This window comes from Gemmatimonadaceae bacterium (genome assembly GCA_036496605.1).
Taxonomy (GTDB): Bacteria; Gemmatimonadota; Gemmatimonadetes; order Gemmatimonadales; family Gemmatimonadaceae; genus AG2.
On sequence record DASXKV010000025.1, the window covers coordinates 1 to 18,430 of the forward strand.

Sequence of the window (18,430 nt, forward strand, 5' to 3'; positions counted from 1 at the left end):
CCCCGATGAAGCTCATTCCAATTTTGGGATCTTCCGCGAATTTCGGGATGATCCCTTCAGGAGGGGAAAGTGGCCGCTGAAGCCGCTGACACGGCGCTGAAGCCGCTGACAATCTCCTCTGGATGGCAGCGCACACGCACCAGGTCAGATTGTTTGTCTTTGCTTAAGTGCGCCGATGAGCTCCGATCGGTCATGGAAACTTCCCAAAACATTTAGAACGCATCGACACCGGTGCGAGGACCTCGCTGCGCAGACGGAACACATCAGCGGTGTCAGCGCGTGTCAGCGGCTTCTGCGGCCCCCACCACTCTGCGCGTCGCGACTCTCCCAGAAATGCCGGAAGAACCCAATTTTGGGATCTTCCGCGAATTTGGGAACGGTTGAGGTCAGCAGGGCCGCTGAAACCGCTGACACTGCGCTGAGACCACTGACTCGCTCCTCAGCACCGACGGCTCCATATCCCCATGGAGCTGCTGATTCTTTGTTCAAAATGCCTCTGGACGCTTCCAACGACATGGGAAACCTCCGGACGCACTCACAAGTGCAAAAGATGATCAGTTGGGGCGCAAAGCTGCCCCTGCACGCGAAGGCCATCAGCGGTGCGCTAACGGGCTTCGCAGTTTCTGTCCTAGGGCAAAGCACCCTTGGCGAAACGGATCCTTCGCCCCGCGCGTCGACAATCGAGGACTAATTCACGAGAAGGAGGCGGACAATGCGCTCGCTTTTGGTCGCCGGGCTGATTCTGATCATCGCGCCGCAGGTTCGCGCGCAAGATTCACTTCCTCGGTTCGCGCTCAACGGGCATCGCGCCGGCGAGACAAGCGCTGCCGGAGAACCGTGGACTGAGTGCAGGAAACTGGACGACGTAACGCAAATGTGCGCGAGGGAAGGCGAGGCAATAGGCAGCATGAAGCTCGACGCCGGCTACCTCTACAGGAACGACCGGCTCTCCATGATTCATATCAAGGCCGATTCCGGGGCGGCATTTGATCCCCTGCTCGCGACGTTGACCAAGCGCTACGGCGCGCCGCGCGCGCTAAGACGCGGTAAGGGCTTTGACTATGCGCAGTGGCTGTTCAAAGATGGACGCCTGCACCTGACACGAACTGGCACACTCGTCATCGCGCAATTCGCGGTGGGAAGATGAGCAAGAGCGAAATGACCAAACGGCGCGAAGTCCCAAACGACGCGAAGTCCCATACTGCGCCAGTTCCCATACGGCGCTGAGTTCCATACAGCGCGAGGTCCCAAACGACGTTTAACGACGTCCGGGACTTCGCGCCGTCTGGGACTTCGCGCCGTCCGGGACTTCGCGCCGTCCGGGACTCAGCGCCGTTCGGGACCTCGCGCCGTTCGGGCTCTTCAAATTCAAAATTGACGCCGAGGGGCACTGTTAGTCGACATCGATCAGCGTACGCGCCGCCGATCGAACCTTTCGCTAGGCTGAATCGTAGGAACAGTGTCACGAGAACATCGAAATGGAGACGTCATGTTGATTGCTCGACGAAGCGCGGGTTGCGTCGCCCTCTGCTTGCTCGCCAGTGCCCGCGCGTGGTCGCAGGCGCCGGCACACCAGGAAGGCATGGCGGGAATGGATCACGCCGCGATGGGACCGGTCTCAGCGCAGGCGCAGCATCAGATCGCGGAGGTTGCCAAGGCGATGCAGGCCCTCGCCGTCCCGACGGCAGCGGCAACCGCCGGGTTCAAACCTGTGTTCGGCTGGATCCCTACGATGGGCGTGCACTGGGTCGATGAGAGCCGCATGGTGAAGGACAAGCAAAGCGATCTGGCGGCCCCGAATAACCTCATGTTCTCGAAGATCAACGGACGCGATTCGCTGGTCGGCGCGGCATACGCGTATATCACGCCCGTGGCCGACACCGTACGGCCGGCGCTCTTCGACGGCAAGCCGCCATGGCACCAGCATGAGGATCTGGCGCCGCCGGGCGAAACGCTCGTCATGCTTCATGTCTGGTTCGTGCCATCACCCGACGGCCCATTCGCGGGCACCAACCCGAACCTTCCATTTTGGGCTGCTGGTCTCGCGGCGCCCGAGGCGTCGCGGATGCACGACGCGATGTTCAACTCGCTGGTACGGCGGGCCGGGCTCGGTATCGCGGAGGTGACCGATACCCTTTCGATCTTCCCACGGATGGCGCGTCGCGCCGACATCCAGGTGGCGGTTCAGCCGTATCGCGACTCGCTTCGGGCGATCATCCCGGAGCTGCTCGCCGCGCAGCGGGCCAAAGACGTCGCGCGTTGGGACCGCGCCGCCGAGCGGGCGGCCGCGCAATGGGACTCCGTCTATCAGACGTATCTGGCGCACGCACCCACGCCGCTGGCCAGGCAGCGCATGGAGAAGCGCGTGGCAATGCTGCTCGGCGAGCACACACACTGATCGGGTGAGTCTTTTAAAGGCGCGAAATCCCGAACGGCGCGAAGTCCCGAACGGCGCGAAGTCCCGAACGGCGCGAAGTCCCGAACGGCGCGAAGTCCCAAACGGCGCGAAGTCCCGAACGGCGCGAAGTCCCGAACGGCGCGAAGTCCCGAACGGCGCGAAGTCCCAAACGACGTTAAACGTCGTTCGGAACTCAGCGCTCTTCGGAACTCAGCGCTCTTCGGAACTCAGCGCTCTTCGGAACTCAGCGCCGTTTGGGACCTTGCGCAGTATGGGACCTGGCGCCGTTCGGGACTTCGCGCCGTTACTTCGACTTCGCGGCTAGACGACGGATTTCCGACGCCATCGTCTTCACGCGCGCCGAGTCCTTGGCACCCTTCGCGTCAGCGTCCACCTGCCGCGCGAGCTTGTTGAGAGACGCGGCCCGCGCCGCGCCGCTCTGCTTCTCCGCTGCATCGAGCGAGCTGGCAATCGCCGACGTCTTGTCGCTCGTTAGGCCGTCGTTGCGCACGAGCTGGTCGAGGTACGAGCGCACTACTGGGAACGCCGCCGGCCACGCGACCTTCGGCTGACTCTGCGGGTTGTACTCCTTCAGCGTCACCAGCTTTGCGGCGGCGATCTCGTTCGCCGAGAGCTGCGCGCTTGGCGTCAGCTCATAGACGTCGAACCCTCGGTCGAGCTCCGACGAGTAGATCATCCCGTTCCAGTAGTACGCGCCCCATGAGCCGCCGATCGTGTAGCGTGAGCGCTCGCTCGCCTTCGACGTGTCGGCCGGCTCGTCGATCGGACCGCGATCGTAGTACGCGATCTCGGTCGGGTGGTCGGTGTCCGTGAAGTCCATGACGTCCACGCCACCCTGGTACCAGCCCTGCACGTAGAGGTCGCGTCCCGGCACCGGTATGATTCCCCCGTTATGCGAGACGCAGTTCTCCTGCGCGGACTGCGCGGTGGGAAGCTTGAAGTAGGAGCGCTGCGTCAACTTCTTGTTGTCTGCGCTCGCGGTGACGATCGTGTTGCCGCCCAGCTCCATTATGCTGCCGGCCTGGCACATCGGGCCCGTGCCACCGCCCCACTCGTCGGTCCAGAGGGTCTTCTTACCGTCGTTGCTGAACCCGGCGGTGTGCCGGCCCTGGAAGTTGTTGGTGTCGGTAATGGCCGACAGCCGCACCGGCTTCTCGGGGTTCGAGATATCGACCATGATGGCGTAGCTCGAGCACGCCGCGGCAAGCAGGTGCATCGCCGGGTAGGCCGTCACGTCGTGACAGTTGCGCGGGCCCGTGTGCAGCGGGTCAGGGGCGCCGTTAGGCGCGCCGGCTTGGGCTGCACCCCGCGGTCGGCGGCGGCTGTCCGGCGGAGCGCAGAAGGTGACGCAAGTTGGCGATCCCTCGAGGCCCGTGAAGATTCGCGCGCCCGGGATCACCGCGGCCCGCTCTGGGTGGTCGAGCGGCACCTTGATGATGTCGAGTTGGTAGAGCGAGTTCGTTGGGTCGGCGGGGTCCGTGCCGTTCTTGCACCCGGCTAGCTCCGAGTCCGGCCGCGCGGCCTGCTGCCCCGACACGTAGATGTAGATGATGTTGGGATCCGTCGGGCTCGGGATGACGGTGTGGGTGTGTGAGCCTTTGCAGGTCTGCACGTTCTTGATCAGCTTGGGCGCGTGCGGGTGGGAGACGTCGTAGATGCGCACGCCCGCCATGTGGTCCTTCGGGTCCTGCACGCCGCCCTTGGCGCAGTCAGTGCGATTGCCCGCGCCCTCGGCGGAGAGAAACAGCAGGTTGCCAATGATCGACGGGTCGCCTTGCGACGTGATGCACTCCACGACCGACGCGACGACCGGCTTGGCCGGATCGCTCACGTCCCACACCGTGAAACCGGCGAAGTTGCCTTGGTACACGAAGTGGCCGTCGCCGAACGCCAGGTCGGAGTTGATGAACGCCAGGCCGCGCGAGCTGTCGAACTGCGCCGGCTTCGGCGAGAACGACACGAGGCGCATGTTGCTCGCCGCGACTCCGGCGTCAAACCGGCCCGGCTTGAGATTGCTCCGCGGGTCGGCGGCGCTCGGATAGCTCTGCGCCGACACGAGCGCCGGCACGGCGAGGGTCGCGATGAGGCTTATCAGCCTGCTTGCACTGCGCATCGGGAGGGACTCCAGTGAGTGGTGATGAATGCGCCGCGCGGGGTTGGGGCCCCGCGCGCTTCCAATAAAACTGCTCTGCGCAGCAGAGCCGCGTCGGTGCTTCACTTCGCCGGGAGTTGCGTGAGCAACCTCTGCATGATGCCGATCTCTGTAGTTTGCGCCGTGACGACATCGTTCGCGAACACGTTCACGTCGACGTCCTGTCCAGCGAGTGAGACGTTGAACAGGTCATCCACCATCTTCAGCGCGCCGGCGTGATGCTGGATCATGAGGCGGAGGTACGCGCGGTCGAAGTCGACTCCCTTGGCCGCGTCGAGCTCCTTGATCTGCGCCGCCGTCAGCATGCCCGCCATCATCACGTTGTGCCACGACGACGTATCCGGTGCGAATTGTTTGTTACGCGAAAGCCAAGCCTGCATGATGTGAATCTCCGGCAGCTGCGATTGATCAATTTTGTTCGAGAGTTTCAGCACCTGCGGATTGGCGTTGTGCGACTCGGCCATTCGCGACATGACGATCGCCTGAGAGTGGTGCGCGATCATTCCCTGCATGAACTCGACGTCGGCCTTGGTGTACAGGGCGCCTTTCGGGATCGTGATCTCGTGAGCCATGTCCATGCCGCTCATGGCCGTCGTGCCGCCATTCTGGGACAGCGCGAGCGACGGGCCGCCGATCAACATGATAAAGAGCACGAGTGCACCGGCGACGCATTTGGTCGTCACGACGACCTCCTTCAGTCAGTCTGCTCGACGAGAGCGAGTGTGGATGGGCCCCAAGGAACCGGCGATACGATACGGCGTATCGAGTGAGAGGACTAGATGTGGGGCTATCCTCGCGACGGCGCTGAGTTTCAAACGGCGCGAAATCCGAAACGGCGCGAAGTCCCAAACAGCGGCGCAGCAGGCCGAAAGAACGACACCGAGATCAGCGGCAGAGAAAAGGACGCGAACCCGTGAGCAGGCGATCGCATGGAGAGTTGCCGTGGCCTAGGGAGTCCCCAAAACGGTGACCAGCCGACAGCGTGACTGCACGCATCGCGTTCATATCGCCACTTGCATTCGCGAACTGCGTGTTCGCCAACGCGGACACGGGCTGTCGCCGACCGCGTCATACATGAATGTGCCAGAGCTCTGGAATTATCTGGGGCCTGCGAATCCCCCAGTGCTGGCGCTGATCGCAAGAGTCAAAGCGCTCGACGTCAGCGTCACTCCTAACACTCCATGCGTTCGCGCAGCGGTACGGATTGGCCTATTTCGAATCCGCTCCGCGGGACTCCACGGAAGCCAAGATTCCCTGAAGAATCCAGTGCTGCCACCACCTCGCGTTTCGAGGGCCCTGACGCGGGGCGCGGTCATTCTCGGCAAACCGGCCGGAATCCCGATAGCGACATGGGCGGCGAACCGTTCGCTGGCCTAACGTGGCGTGCGCTTTCATCGCGCCAGTCCAACCATCGAGCCGCCAAGCGCGCTGAATGCCTCCGCGCGCGCTCTGTCCACTCCGGTGATCAGCGCACCGTCCTCGACTCAGGTCAAAAGTTGGTGATTCAGGGCACGTACGTGCTTGTCGCGACGCGGCGCGGATCTTTCTAGATGTTGCGGCGTCTCAGCAAGGTGAAGCCGCCGCTGGGTTGGAGCGGCCGGGTGCACAAACGCCGAGTTGGAGGAGCAAATGCGAAAGTTGATGGTTCTAGCAACAGTCGCGACGATCGCCAGTGTGGGCATGGTTGCAAACGCTGGAGCGCAGGTGTACTACCCGAACACTTCCAACACGCCGTCGCGAGTGCAGGGCCGGTCCGGCTATCCTTCGTCGTATCCGGGTTACCCGCAGCAGCAGTACCCGCAGTACCCGACCACCTCGCAACGTCATCATGCGAAGAAGCATCACGCGAAGAAGGATCGCGATGGCGACGAGGACGACAATGGTCGCTGGGGCGACAATGGCGGTCAACACGACAATGGTCGTCATAACGGCTTCGACCACAGCCGGCACTACGGGTACGGCACGAACAGGAACGGACTGCCATCTCGCGGCAACGAACATGATTCAGGCGCGCGAACGCGCGGCCGTTCGGGCCAGGATCGCGAGGACAGGCCGAATCGCGATTGGCGGAATCGGGTTGACCGGAACTGACGATCAGCACTCGAGTCAGGTGCCCGATGGTAGGAGATCGACCGATGTGGACGTAACGGGCGCCACGGGCACCTGCCGCGCACTGAAGACGAGGCTCAGGTTGTCCGCCGGACCGTAGATCGTAAGGCCATAGAACGTTGCTCGGCCGAGATCATCCGTAAGGAGACTGAGCGAACCACCGAGGATGTGAGTAAAGCTGTCGCCGATTGCCGCTACGGCCACGACCACGTTCGCTTGTGGCACATCGTTCCCGAATCGGTCGACGAGGCGGAGCACCGGTTGAGAGATGAGTGGAGTACCTGATACGGCGACTCTGTCGGGTTCTACCACTATGGAAAGCGCCGCGACGGCGTCCGGAATCGCTTTCGCGTGAACCGTCGCAACGATTGGGCTAATTGCCTCGCCTCTCGGGACGCTCACGTCGAGTGTCATCAGGTCGGCGGCCACAGGGGGCATGGTCCACGTCGTCAGAGCTACGCCGCCGTTGTCTGTCGTCGCTTGTGCGGGCTTGACGTTGCCATCACCGGCCATCGGCATAAATGTCACCGTCACTCCGGGAACAGCCCGATTACTGGCGTCGGTCACTTTCACGACGATCGGTGCGGATAACGCCGTCGCAACTGTCCCCTGCTGCGCGTCGCCGCTCACGACCACCACGTTCGCGGGAGGACCGGGGGGTTTTGGACTCTGATCGCTGCACCCGACGATGGCAGTTGAGCAAATTAGAACGCTTGTGACCGTTCGACGAAAGGACATTGCACGACTCCCAGTGTCGGAGTTGCGTCGCTCACTCGCCGCGACGGTCTCGGCGCGAAGTCGCTCAGCAGGATGATGTACGGCCTCAGAAACCAATCCACGTTGTCGTGAATTTGGTTTCCGCGATTGATGCTCTACTCATCTGCCTCCGTTTGGCGTGACGAGTGGGACTCAGCACGCCTTTCGACGGCTGCTTTCCGATGCGACAATCATGACGTGAGCGACTTGAGTGCGGCAATCGACGGGCAAAAGAAGTATTCGCCGCCCGTCGGTATCACCCAGTCGATTCCCTTTCCGGAATCATCCTTCGTGTCGAGTTGCGTGCAAATGTCTTTCCCACCCGTGTTACGCAACCGAACGAAGAACCGTCGCACGCGCTTGTCCTTGTTGGTTTGACCGATAACCGGATCGTGTCCGGTTGGAAGCTTTTTTTGTCCAGGACATGCGTGTCCTTCGGCCGCTTTCTCGCTGAAGTCCGGCTTGTTCACCCAGATCTTCACGACGAACTCGAACTGACCCACAATTGACGTTTGGTACGAGAGGAAGTGGAGACCGCGTCCACGTGCCCGCGGGTCGCGTTTCCTTGGATCGTCATCCACCGGCGTCTCCGGCGTCGAAGCAGAGACGTCTCCGAACGGAATCCCTCGTCGCAGAATTCGGTGAGTCTGCGTGTCCACTTCGCTCGCATCGGTCTGATCGGAGACCGTCAGATCGTTCCTCGGATAGGCCTTTCGAATATGCATATCGAAGGGTCCATGAATGCCAGTTGCATGCTCCGGATCAACCGTCTTGTCCGAATCGTCCGTGAACGCGTCCGGAAAGGTCTCCTCGCAGTCGAAGCGACCGCGCGCCAACGGAGTCGGGTGGTCGGGCGGCTCGTCGGGATTGAATTCAAAGTTATTGTTTGCGCAATCGTCATCGCCCATCGGCTGGTTGTCGGCCTCCGGCGTCCGAGTGACGGGCGCGCCGCTGAGCCATCTCCCGACCAGCTTCGCGCTGAGATGGTTCGGGTGAACGTGGTCAGGCGCATTGCTGAAGGGCGGAGCGCTGAGAAGCTTCGCCTTGTCCTTTAGAAACTTGTGAAAGGCGAAGACATCTTGACGAAGCCGGCGAATTACGAGAAAGGATCCATCTCTCGTGAGCTCTTCGATGTCCTTGCCTGTTCCGCCGTTGCGGACTTTGCCCTTGCTATCGTCGAGTGTTTCTGCCCCCGGATCTTGCGCCGGATAGCCGAACACGAATTCGCCAGGCCAGAGAAGGTCTTGACCGGGCTTTCCCTGCGTCCGTCGGCCCTGGCCATCAACCTTCTCCGGATTCTGTCGCGGTGTGAGCACATCGTGTGGATCGTCGGAGATTCGGCCCCGTACTCCCGGCTGTGAGACACCATCGAGCGTCTTGAACTGTTCGTGCCCTGAAAGTGGAGCCGGAAGGTTCTTGCCGAGCTCCTCGAAGACCAGAGTCGCGCCTTTGATATGTTGCTTCACGAACTCGACGCGTGCGCTCATCCTCGGCTCGTCATCGCTCGCAACAATGAAGACGAGATGTACGGGCTTTGGCTTTCCCGCTGCCTCCAGTCCGCCGATGACCCAGTTTCTCGCGTTCCCTTCGGCAGCCGCGTCGGCTGGATCGTCGAGCTCTTCCACGGCTCTCAGCGCCAGCCCCTCCTTGAACGCTTCGTCATCGAACTTCTGAACCAAGGCAGCCGGCACGAGTTTCCGCAAACCTTCAGCGGAGAGTGCGAGGTTTACCCAAGTGGCAACGAGTCCCGTCGGGTCACCGCCATTGCTGTGAAATAGCTTGAAGACGCGGTTGAAGCGAAGGACCTCGCGAGTCGTCGAGATGAAACCCCGCGCGAGTAGCGGTTGCAGTGACCGCCTGAAGGCATTGACCTCGTCGAGGTTGTAAAAGAGGAGCGTTTGAAAATCCTTATTGAAGCCAGCCAGAATGTTGCCTTGGATGTTGTCCACGTTGAGAACTTCTTCGACGTGACGAGGCTCGGGATCGTTCGCCACGTCGGGAAACGCCGGATCATCCGGGTCGGGGATATCGAAGGGCGGTACGGCGGGAGCTTCGCGTTGAGCTGGTCCGGGCATGGTTCTGTCCTCGTTAGGTGCCCGTGAGCCGAGCGGTTCGTCGTCGCCCGCTCGAGAAGTGAGTCAAGACTGCCGAGTCGTGTGACCACCGCGCTGTGTCGAATCGCACGAACGTGCGTTAGTCGGCGCAGAGCGGCCTGAGGCATCGATCCTTGGCCACGCGATCATTTGCGAGGCGCGGTCTCTAGACACGGATGAAGAATGGGAGCATTTCGTGCTCGGTACGTTCGCGCCATGGAGGGTGATCTGATAACAGCCACCTGGTGAGAAGTTATTAATGATCCGGTCAACGGGCAGCAGTCCGCCACCACCGCGGCGTCGATGCTCGAAGAACGGGTGAGCCCGCTCGCCGGCGCGGCTGCGCCCCTCGAGCTCCTCGTGAACGTGCCGCTGCTCGTGACCGCGTATTACGTCGAGGTCCCCGATCCATCGGTGGCGGGCGAGCGCGTGGCGTTCGGCACGTCGGGGCATCGCGGCTCGTCGACGGCGCGTACCTTCAACGAGCGGCACATTCTTGTCATCACGCAGGCGATCTGTTCATACCGGCGTGCACGGCACATCGACGGCCCGTTGTTCCTCGGCATCGATACGCATGCGCTCTCGGTTCCCGCGTTCACCACCGCACTGGAGGTACTCGCCGCCAATGGCGTAGATGTGATGATCGCGCCGGATGGCCAATACACGCCCACGCCAGCCGTGTCGCACGCCATTCTCACCTACAACCTCGGCCGAACGTCAGGTCTGGCCGACGGCATCGTGGTGACGCCATCGCACAACCCGCCTGACGACGGCGGCTTCAAGTACAACCCGCCGCACGGCGGACCGGCGGAGCCCGAGGTGACCGCGTGGATCGAAAAGCGCGCGAATGAATTGCTGCGCGCCAGGCGGCCCACGATCCGGCGCATGCCGTACTCGCGCGCACTCGGCGTGTCGACGACGCACCGGCACGACTACGTCGCGAGCTACGTGAATGATTTGAGCGCTGTGCTCGATCTGGACGCGATGCGAGACGCGAGAATTCACGTCGGCGTCGATCCGATGGGGGGCGCGGGCGTTCAGTTTTGGCACGCGATCGCCGATCGTTACCGGCTGAACGTCAGCGTGGTGAGCGACGTCGTCGACCCCACGTTCCGGTTCATGACGGTCGACTGGGACGGGAAGATACGCATGGATCCGTCGTCACCGTACGCAATGCGCAGGCTGCTCGCGCTCAAGGATCGTTTCGACGTAGCGTGCGCGTGCGATCCGGATCACGACCGTCACGGAATCGTGGTGCCGAGCGCGGGACTGCTGCCGCCGAATCATTATTTAGCCGCGGCAGTTGAGTATCTTTTCACTCACCGTCCGGCGTGGAAGAGCGACGTGCGCGTGGGAAAGACCGTCGTCACGAGTGCGATTCTGGATCGTGTCGCCTCGCGGCTCGGACGTCCGTTGTACGACGTGCCCGTCGGCTTCAAGTGGTTCGTAAACGGTCTGCTCGACGGCAGCGTCGGCTTTGCTGGCGAGGAGAGCGCGGGCGCCTCGTTCCTGCGACGCGATGGCACCGTGTGGACGACCGACAAGGACGGCATTGTCGCGGCGCTCCTCTCGGCGGAGATGACCGTGCGCACCGGTCGGGATCCGGGTGTGCTGTACCGCGACCTCACCGCCGAATTGGGCGATCCGGCGTACCGCCGCCTCGATATGCCGGCGACCGCCGGCGAGAAGAACCGACTGGCGCGCCTCGATCCATCGCAGCTCGGCATCACGCAGCTCGCTGGCGAACCGGTGCAGGCCATGCTCACGCGGGCCGCGGGGAACGGCGCGCCGATTGGTGGGCTCAAGGTGGTCGCGGCGCATGGCTGGTTCGCCGTTCGGCCGTCGGGCACTGAGAACATTCTAAAGATGTACGCCGAAAGCTTCCGCGGCGACGAGCACCTCGGCCAGATCATCGAAGAGGCCGAGTCAACGCTGTCCGTGGCGCTCGGGAACACAGGGTCATGAACGCATGTAGCGCTCGACAGCCCCTGCTTCCACCCGCCGCACTTGTACCTTATCCTCCCGATGATCCGGCCATTCAAGGAGGAGTGCTACATGACGGACTTCGACGAGCGCTTCCGTGCCGACCTTGCACTCGTCGGGCAAGGGCGGAGCGACGCGGACCTCGCAACCCTCCTACACACGCCGCTCTCGAAGTTGCGCCTGTTCACGGCGGATCCGCAATCTGCACCGCGGGGTTCTTCGATACGCTGGCCGAGATCTGTCTCCTTCGCCACAACGCGATCGCATTCGCGGACGGCCCGAACTCGTACCTGGCTACGAGCGAGTCGACCCATTATCTCGAATCGAGCACGTTGTACGCTGACGAAGCGGCTCGACGGATCGCCGCCGCGTGGGCAGTTATGAGAGAGTCCGTACCCAAAAGGATGCCTGAGCGAGAGCTGCGGCGGCGCATCAACGCGTGGCTCGCGGGCAATCCCTGCGAATGGAGAAACCCGGCACGAAGTCTCGAGGAACTCGCTGGTCTTTGCGGAAAGCCGGTCGATCAGGACCTCGAGGATCTCGGCTTCAGCTTCGAGCGTCGCGCGAGCTGATTTGTGTCCGCCGATGCTAGGCGATTGATGAAGGTTTGCTAACCAGTCCTCTCGTTCGACCTCGGCGCCGGCACAACCAGCGCGGCGTCGTCGAGGCCGGCCTTTTTCGGTTGAGGGATTGCAGAGATGTGGTTCCGTAAGGAGAAGAGCGTCAAAGCGCCGCCGCGTAAATGCAGTCGATGCGGTGAACGAGTCGGCGTCGTTCACTTGAGCCGGGTTGCGACAAAGGATGTGCCCGGGGACGCGCTCTCGCTTTGTGAAGAGTGCGCGCGCCTGCTTCGCAACGATCCTGAAGACTCATAAACGGACGGAGGGTTGCGACTGTTGATCTCACTCGAGCAAGAACGTTGACAGGAGCATGAAGACTCCGATGCCGTACAGACGTTATATGAGAGCTCTCCGGGTCGCGACCGCTGTCGCGGTTGGAACGTTGTCGCCTTGTCTCAGTGACGCACAGACGTTGCACGAAACGCGACCGCTAGCCGCACAAGGACTCGATAATGTCATCGCCTTCACGCGCCTAACGGGATACGTTCGCTTTTTCTATCCAGGCGACTCGGTTCTAACGACGAACTGGGACGACTTCGTCATCCGTGGGATGCGTGCGGTCGAATCCGCTCCCTCGGCGGACAGCTTGGCGGCGACGCTTCGCGTCTTGTATGGCGGTGTGGCGCACGAGCTACAGATCGTCCACGGCGCTCGTACGCCTGCAGCGAAGGCTCCGTCGTCGCCTAACGGCGATGAGATTGTCTTTTGGCGACACTGCGGCTACGGCGTACTGGGGTCAGCGCGTATGACGATTTACCGAAGCGAACGTGTGTCGTTGCGAATACGAGACGCCGTGCCAAAGAGTGTCGAGACCGCCGGGTGCGGTAGCCCACGCCCTTTCCCGATACCGGACCCCGCGACACCGTTCGTCGCGCCACTCGGGAACGATCTGACCGTGATCATGCCGCTCGCGCTCTATCGTCGTGTGGGTCTTCTGAGCTTTGGCAATCTCGACACCTACGCTCCGCAGCCACCTCAAGAGACCTTCGGCATCAGCGAGCGCGCCACGCGTCTCGCCGATGTCGCTCTCCTCTGGATGGTGCCGCAGCATTTCTACCCATATTTCGATATCGCGAAAACGGATTGGCCGGCGGCGCTCCGCGATGCCTTGCAAGAGGCAGCCGTTGCCGCCACCGATACCGCGTTCGACGCAACCCTCGAACGACTCATTGCGAAGTTGCACGACGGTCACGGAAACGTGTTCAACTCCGCGCGACCGCTCGCCGGCCCTGACGTACGCCTCGGCTGGATCGAGAATCGGGTCATCGTCACGGCGGTCGGCAACAGTGCGGCGGTGCACGGTATTCACGTTGGTGATGAGGTCACTCGCGTAGACGGCGTATCGATCACCGACGCACTGCGTGCTCGGGAGACGCGCGTGTCCGGCGCGACGCCGCAGTGGATTCGAGACGTATCGCTCCGCAGACTGCTCGCTGGCCCTCGAGGCACAACGACGAGAGTCGAGTTTCGCGATGCGTTCGCGACGACTGCCGGCAGCCGCACGGCCACTTTGCCGCGAGAGGCAGGACCGCTTCCGTCCGAACAGCGGCCTCCGAAAGTCGCCGAACTTCGGCCCGGGCTCATGTACGTCGATCTCGATCGCGTGACGGATGCGGACATCGACGCGGCGATGCCGCGGCTCGAGAAGGCCGCCGGGATCATCATCGACATGCGCGGCTACCCGCAACACGTGAACACCGCGGCGCTGTTGGCCCAGTTAGCGGATTCGACGATTAGCTCGGCCCAGTTCGAGCTGCCACTCATCGTGCGGCCGGATCATGAGCAAATGCTCTTTTCCGACGTGGGGTGGCGCCTTCGCCCGCAGTCCCCGCGGCTTCATGCCAAGATCGCCTTCCTGGCGGGACCGGGGTCGATCAGCTACGCGGAATCAACGCTGGGCGTGGTCGAAGAGAACCACCTCGGCGAGATCGTCGGCGAAACGACCGCGGGCACGAACGGCAATATCGATCCGTTCACGCTACCGGGCGGATATCGCGTCGTGTTCACCGGAATGCGCGTCGTGAAGCGTGACGGCACGCCACATCATGGGGTAGGAATCAAGCCGACCATTCCGGTGTCTCGAACGATCGCCGGCGTGCGCGCGGGCCACGACGAGGTACTGGAACGTGCCATCCAATATCTCTCCACGCCTGCGCGCATAACGCGAGGGTCATCACGTGCGACTCACTGAGCCAGCCCTCGCTGGGCTGTGACAAGGGCATACCGGTCGAAGAGCTCCGCACTGAACGGCCGGGTTATGTCGTCCAGGAGTTGGACTCTTGTGTATCGCTCCGCGATTAGAGTAGTTGGTGGTCACTCTCTCACTCTCTCTGACGTGCGACGATGATCTATCCCGGCGGTATCCGAAGCGAGGAGACCGATTGCGAACAACGTGGCTTTCCATTTGCCGAGACTGTCGCGCGAGATCTGCGAACCGCGGTGCATGGCGATTCTTACGGAGCTCCTCTCGACTCAGACGTTGCCGTGCTCGCGCGTACACACATCTTCATGAACGCGAGGGAACGATCGAAGCTCGCGGTGTCGGCCGGCTGACGCACGCTCGTCGCCGGCTCCGGCCGCGTCTCCCACGCCTGATCAATGAGATCGTGCCAACTCGCGTCGAACGTCGCCTTGGCCCATTCGGCTCCGCCGCGCTTCGAGCCTGGGCGGCCCGCGGTCAGATCATGCAGCATGCGCGCGTAGCTCAGCACGATGTAGCCCTGGTAGAAGCGGTTGCGGTACGGTCCTGGCTCGTTCAGGATTTCCCGCGCCCACTCATCCATGGTGCGGGCAATTTCCTCTCGTAGCGCGGGGATCGAGATCGGATCGACGAGCTCCGATGCGGGCGGCCCATCGAGTGTGATGCCTCGCTCGCGCAGCACAGAGCGGACGACGAGCGTGTTGCAGTGGCTCGACCTAACGAGGATGCTGCTGCCGTGGTCGAGGTACCACAGCGGCGCACCGGATCGCTCGCCACGGCGTAGGATCTCCAGCGGGAAGTACGATCCTTCGAGATGCTTCGCCCATCCGGCCGGCAAGTCGTAGATGTCGCGGTGCACCTTACCGAGCCTCGCGATCTGTTCGGTCGACAGCTCCTCGAGCACCGCGACGACGAAGTCCGCGTCACTGTGCTGGTCGAAATCACCGACGGCAAACGAGCCTTGCAGGTACGCGCCGATGAACGAGTCTCTCAGCGCGCGGCGGATGCCGTCGACGAGTTGCTCGAGAACGCCGTTGAGCTCGGGGTAAGGGGTTGGTGACACCGCCACGTCGCAATCACTCGCGCGTTACTCGTAATGCAACGCTTGCACCGGATCGACGCGCGCCGCGCGCAGGGCCGGCAGGCATCCTGCCGCGAGCGCGACGAGCGCAATGAGCACCGCCGATCCGGTCATAACCAGCGGATCGCTGCCCTTCATTTCGAAGAGGAGCGACGCCGCACCGCGCCCGATACCGTAGGCCGCCGCGGCGCCGATCACAGCACCAATGAGCGTCATCATCGCCACTTGCCGGAGCACCATGCGGAGGATCGCGCTCGCATCCGCGCCGAGCGCCATACGCACGCCAATCTCCTTGGTGCGCTGCACGACCGAATAGGCGAGCACGCCGTAGAGGCCAATCGCGGCGAGCAGCGTCGCAAGGGCGGCGAATGCCGCGGACAACGTGCTGATCATGCGGTCGAGGTAGACGTTGTCCTTCACCTGCTGCGGCAACGTCTTGAACTCTTCGATCGGCAGGTTCTGGTCGAGCTTCGCGATGACACCCCGGATCTCTGGCATGAGCGTCGACGGCGGAAGCGCGCTGCGGACGTAGAAGCTCAGCGACCCGAGGGTGCTGTCCTGTTTGTACGGAAAGTAGAACAGCGGCGGGATTTGGTCTTTCACACTGTTGTACTTCGCGTCCTTCACCAGCCCAACGATCTGGACGTTGAGGCTGTCCCCCTGGCCCATCAGCTTGCCCACCGCGTCGCGACCGAGGCCAAACTTCTTCGCAAACGCCTCGTTCACGATCGCCACTTTCGGCGTACCAATGCCGTCGCTGGGCGTGAACTCGCGGCCGGAGAGAAGTGGAATGCCGAGCAGCGAGAAGTAGCTCGGGCCGATGGCATTGAAGCGTGCGTTCGCGTCGGTATCCGGTGTCTTGTCGAATCCCTGGACCCTGACATCACTTCCCCAGCTGTCGCCGGACAGAATGGGCACGAGTGAACCGACGATGCCGCGCACGCCGGCGAGCGCGCCGATCTGGTCCTCGATGTTCGTGAACAGCTGCGCGTACTGCGCGGGCTTGTAGCCGTTGAGGTCCGGCGACACGCGAAGGGTGATCACGTTCTCGGTGTCGATGCCCAGATCCACGCGACTCACGTTGGCGAGGCTCTTGATGAACAGCCCCGCAGACACGAGCAACGCCATCGAGAGCGCGATCTGCGTCGTGACGAGCGACGTGCGGAAGCGTGTGGCACCGCGCGTGCTCGACGCCTTGCCCGAGTTGTCGCGCAGCGCCGTCACGAGGTCGGGGCGCGTGCTGTGCAGGGCGGGGAAGAGACCAAAGAGCACGCCCGTAATCATCGACAACAGTCCGGCAAAGATGACGGCGCGGCCGCTGAGCGAGAACACCATCGTCGTCGCGACGTCACCCGGGAGCAGGGCCACGATCCCCTTGAGCGTTGCGTAAGCGATGCCGAGGCCCGCGATGCCGCCGAGCAGGGCGAGGAGCACGGACTCGGTGAGCAGTTGCGCGAGCAACTGCGTGCGCGTGCCGCCGAGGGAGAGGCGTACGGCCATCTCGAGCGTGCGGCTCGCCGCGCGCGCGAGGAGCAGATTCGCAATGTTGGCGCAGGCGATGGCGAGCACGACGAGCGTGATACCCAAAAGAAGGATCAGCGGCGTCTTGGTTTCCTTATGCAGGCCGCTCTGGCCGCGGCGCCCATCGGTGAGCGTGAGGGACTTGGCCTTGAAGCGCGCCAGCGAGTGCTCGCTGAGGCCCTTTTGTAGAGCGGCTTCAACGTTGTTTATGATGCTATGATACAGGACGTTCTCCTGCGCCTGCGCCTGTTGCATCGAGACGCCCGGCCCGAGCCGAGCGAACAGATACAGCCAATAGCGCCGGCGATTCTCGAATTGCGCGGAGCCTTTATTCATTGCGTCGGCCATGGTGACCGGCACGTAGACGTCGGGCCTGTTGCCTAACGTGGTGCCGTCGAAGCCGTCCGGACCGACGCCGATGATGGTGAGCGTCTGGCCGTTGACGATGATCGGTTTGCCGATCACCGACGGGTCAGCGCCGAGATGCGTCAGCCAGAATCCGTGGCTGAGCACCGCGATGGTGTTGCCGCCGATGATCCGGTCGTCCGTGGCGTTGAAGAGACGGCCGAGCGACGGCTTGACGCCGAGCACCGGGAAGTACGACCCGGACACCGCCAGGCCGTTACCGCTGAGCGTCTGCCCCTGAAAGGCGACGTTCGCGCCGAAGTGCACGTGCGCGGCGACGCCGCTGAACGGGCCGGGCTGGGCCTCGAGGTCACGGAACATCTTGTAGCTGAAGACCTCATCGCAACCACCGGCCAGGCCGCACGACTGCGAGCCCGGATTCATCGAGTTGCCACCGAAGTCGACCAGGCGCTCAGGGTGTGAGACCGGGAGCGGCGCGAGCAGCATCTGGTTGAACAGCGAGAAGATCGCCGCGTTCGCGCCGATCCCCAGAGCCAGCGAGAGAATGGCGACCACCGTGACGAACGGCGTCTTGAAGAGCGTCCGGAAGGCCAGTTTGATGTTTCGCATGATCTCTTGGACGGCCCGGATGGCGATTTGGTTGATTAACGGCTCTCGACGACGCGACTCCCTTCGATCTGCTCCGCCCGCACGTCGTCTTCCTCCTCGTACATCTGCCGGATCTCGATCTCGCCTTCCCACTTTGGCCAGTGAACGCGGTGCAGCTCCGTGAATTTGCGAGCTTCCTCGAGCGCTTCTGTTTTGGACGCGAGGTTGAAGATCGAGAACCCGCCGATCACTTCCTTCGACTCGGTAAACGGGCCGTCGGTCGTGATGATCTTCCCGTTCGTGATCCGCAGGCGCGCGCCCAACGACGTGGGTTTGAGACCGCCGAACGAAACCATCGTGCCGTTCTTGGCCGCTTCCTGGGCCAGCTTGTCGACGGCTTCGAACAGCGCGGCTGGCGGCGGTCCGGACGCGGCGAGGTTCTCGGAGCCTTTCACGATGAACATGTAGCGCATTGGCGGTTCTCTCCCAGACGGTTGAACGTGGTGAAGGTCGACGGTTTCGTGTCGCCTCCTTACCCTTAC

General features: G+C 62.8%; 13 protein-coding genes. 6 read left to right on the plus strand and 7 right to left on the minus strand.

What is annotated here, in order from left to right; genetic code table 11:
• Window positions 1-712: 712 nt before the first annotated feature.
• Window positions 713-1,147, plus strand: coding sequence for a hypothetical protein (locus VGH98_08290; GenBank protein ID HEY2375956.1), 435 nt, complete (start codon window positions 713-715; stop codon window positions 1,145-1,147).
• Window positions 1,148-1,489: 342 nt separating this feature from the next.
• Complete coding sequence (locus tag VGH98_08295) at window positions 1,490-2,398, plus strand: hypothetical protein (protein HEY2375957.1); 909 nt, start codon at window positions 1,490-1,492, stop codon at window positions 2,396-2,398.
• Between the two features lie 304 nt (window positions 2,399-2,702).
• Here the strand turns inward: VGH98_08295 and VGH98_08300 are convergent, their stop codons facing one another.
• Complete coding sequence (locus VGH98_08300; GenBank protein ID HEY2375958.1) at window positions 2,703-4,532, minus strand: hypothetical protein; 1,830 nt, start codon at window positions 4,530-4,532, stop codon at window positions 2,703-2,705.
• Between the two features lie 101 nt (window positions 4,533-4,633).
• Window positions 4,634-5,254 (minus strand): DUF305 domain-containing protein, encoded by a 621-nt coding sequence (locus tag VGH98_08305; GenBank protein ID HEY2375959.1) that lies wholly within the window; start codon window positions 5,252-5,254, stop codon window positions 4,634-4,636.
• 946 nt (window positions 5,255-6,200) lie between these two features.
• Between VGH98_08305 and VGH98_08310 the strand changes: the two genes are divergently transcribed.
• Complete coding sequence (locus VGH98_08310) at window positions 6,201-6,662, plus strand: hypothetical protein (GenBank protein HEY2375960.1); 462 nt, start codon at window positions 6,201-6,203, stop codon at window positions 6,660-6,662.
• A gap of 15 nt (window positions 6,663-6,677) precedes the next feature.
• Here VGH98_08310 and VGH98_08315 read toward each other — a convergent pair whose 3' ends face one another.
• Both VGH98_08315 and VGH98_08320 read right to left on the minus strand, forming a co-directional pair.
• Window positions 6,678-7,310: a hypothetical protein gene (locus VGH98_08315; protein ID HEY2375961.1), complete on the minus strand. Its 633-nt coding sequence runs from the start codon at window positions 7,308-7,310 to the stop codon at window positions 6,678-6,680.
• 317 nt (window positions 7,311-7,627) lie between these two features.
• Entirely contained in the window at window positions 7,628-9,511 is a 1,884-nt protein-coding gene (locus VGH98_08320) for a hypothetical protein (GenBank protein ID HEY2375962.1), read from the minus strand.
• A gap of 321 nt (window positions 9,512-9,832) precedes the next feature.
• On the opposite strand from VGH98_08320, the gene pgm reads away from it, so the two are divergent.
• The 3 genes from pgm to VGH98_08335 all read left to right on the plus strand — a co-directional run bounded on the left by pgm (window position 9,833) and on the right by VGH98_08335 (window position 14,323).
• Complete coding sequence (gene pgm / locus VGH98_08325) at window positions 9,833-11,494, plus strand: phosphoglucomutase (alpha-D-glucose-1,6-bisphosphate-dependent) (GenBank protein HEY2375963.1); 1,662 nt, start codon at window positions 9,833-9,835, stop codon at window positions 11,492-11,494.
• A 422-nt stretch (window positions 11,495-11,916) separates the two neighbouring features.
• Entirely contained in the window at window positions 11,917-12,084 is a 168-nt protein-coding gene (locus VGH98_08330) for a hypothetical protein (protein ID HEY2375964.1), read from the plus strand.
• A 388-nt stretch (window positions 12,085-12,472) separates the two neighbouring features.
• Entirely contained in the window at window positions 12,473-14,323 is a 1,851-nt protein-coding gene (locus VGH98_08335) for a S41 family peptidase (protein ID HEY2375965.1), read from the plus strand.
• A gap of 262 nt (window positions 14,324-14,585) precedes the next feature.
• Here the strand turns inward: VGH98_08335 and VGH98_08340 are convergent, their stop codons facing one another.
• Genes VGH98_08340 through VGH98_08350 form a run of 3 tightly spaced genes read right to left on the minus strand, consistent with a single transcriptional unit; the run spans window position 14,586 to window position 18,361 of the window.
• The gene (locus tag VGH98_08340; GenBank protein ID HEY2375966.1) at window positions 14,586-15,401 is read right to left on the minus strand and encodes an aminoglycoside adenylyltransferase domain-containing protein; all 816 of its coding nucleotides are present in this window, start codon (window positions 15,399-15,401) and stop codon (window positions 14,586-14,588) included.
• 18 nt (window positions 15,402-15,419) lie between these two features.
• On the minus strand, window positions 15,420-17,909 hold the full coding sequence (locus VGH98_08345; protein HEY2375967.1) for an ABC transporter permease: 2,490 nt from the start codon (window positions 17,907-17,909) through the stop codon (window positions 15,420-15,422).
• Between the two features lie 35 nt (window positions 17,910-17,944).
• Window positions 17,945-18,361, minus strand: coding sequence for a YciI family protein (locus VGH98_08350; protein HEY2375968.1), 417 nt, complete (start codon window positions 18,359-18,361; stop codon window positions 17,945-17,947).
• Between the last annotated feature and the right edge of the window lie 69 nt (window positions 18,362-18,430).

Coding starts and splice junctions, on each gene's coding strand:
- VGH98_08335 (HEY2375965.1), top strand. CDS start 12,473: ATGAGAGCTCTCCGGGTCGCGACCGCTGTCGCGGTTGGAACGTTGTCG.
- VGH98_08290 (HEY2375956.1), top strand. CDS start 713: ATGCGCTCGCTTTTGGTCGCCGGGCTGATTCTGATCATCGCGCCGCAG.
- pgm (HEY2375963.1), top strand. CDS start 9,833: ATGCTCGAAGAACGGGTGAGCCCGCTCGCCGGCGCGGCTGCGCCCCTC.
- VGH98_08300 (HEY2375958.1), bottom strand. CDS start 4,532: ATGCGCAGTGCAAGCAGGCTGATAAGCCTCATCGCGACCCTCGCCGTG.
- VGH98_08295 (HEY2375957.1), top strand. CDS start 1,490: ATGTTGATTGCTCGACGAAGCGCGGGTTGCGTCGCCCTCTGCTTGCTC.
- VGH98_08310 (HEY2375960.1), top strand. CDS start 6,201: ATGCGAAAGTTGATGGTTCTAGCAACAGTCGCGACGATCGCCAGTGTG.
- VGH98_08330 (HEY2375964.1), top strand. CDS start 11,917: ATGCCTGAGCGAGAGCTGCGGCGGCGCATCAACGCGTGGCTCGCGGGC.
- VGH98_08345 (HEY2375967.1), bottom strand. CDS start 17,909: ATGCGAAACATCAAACTGGCCTTCCGGACGCTCTTCAAGACGCCGTTC.
- VGH98_08350 (HEY2375968.1), bottom strand. CDS start 18,361: ATGCGCTACATGTTCATCGTGAAAGGCTCCGAGAACCTCGCCGCGTCC.
- VGH98_08320 (HEY2375962.1), bottom strand. CDS start 9,511: ATGCCCGGACCAGCTCAACGCGAAGCTCCCGCCGTACCGCCCTTCGAT.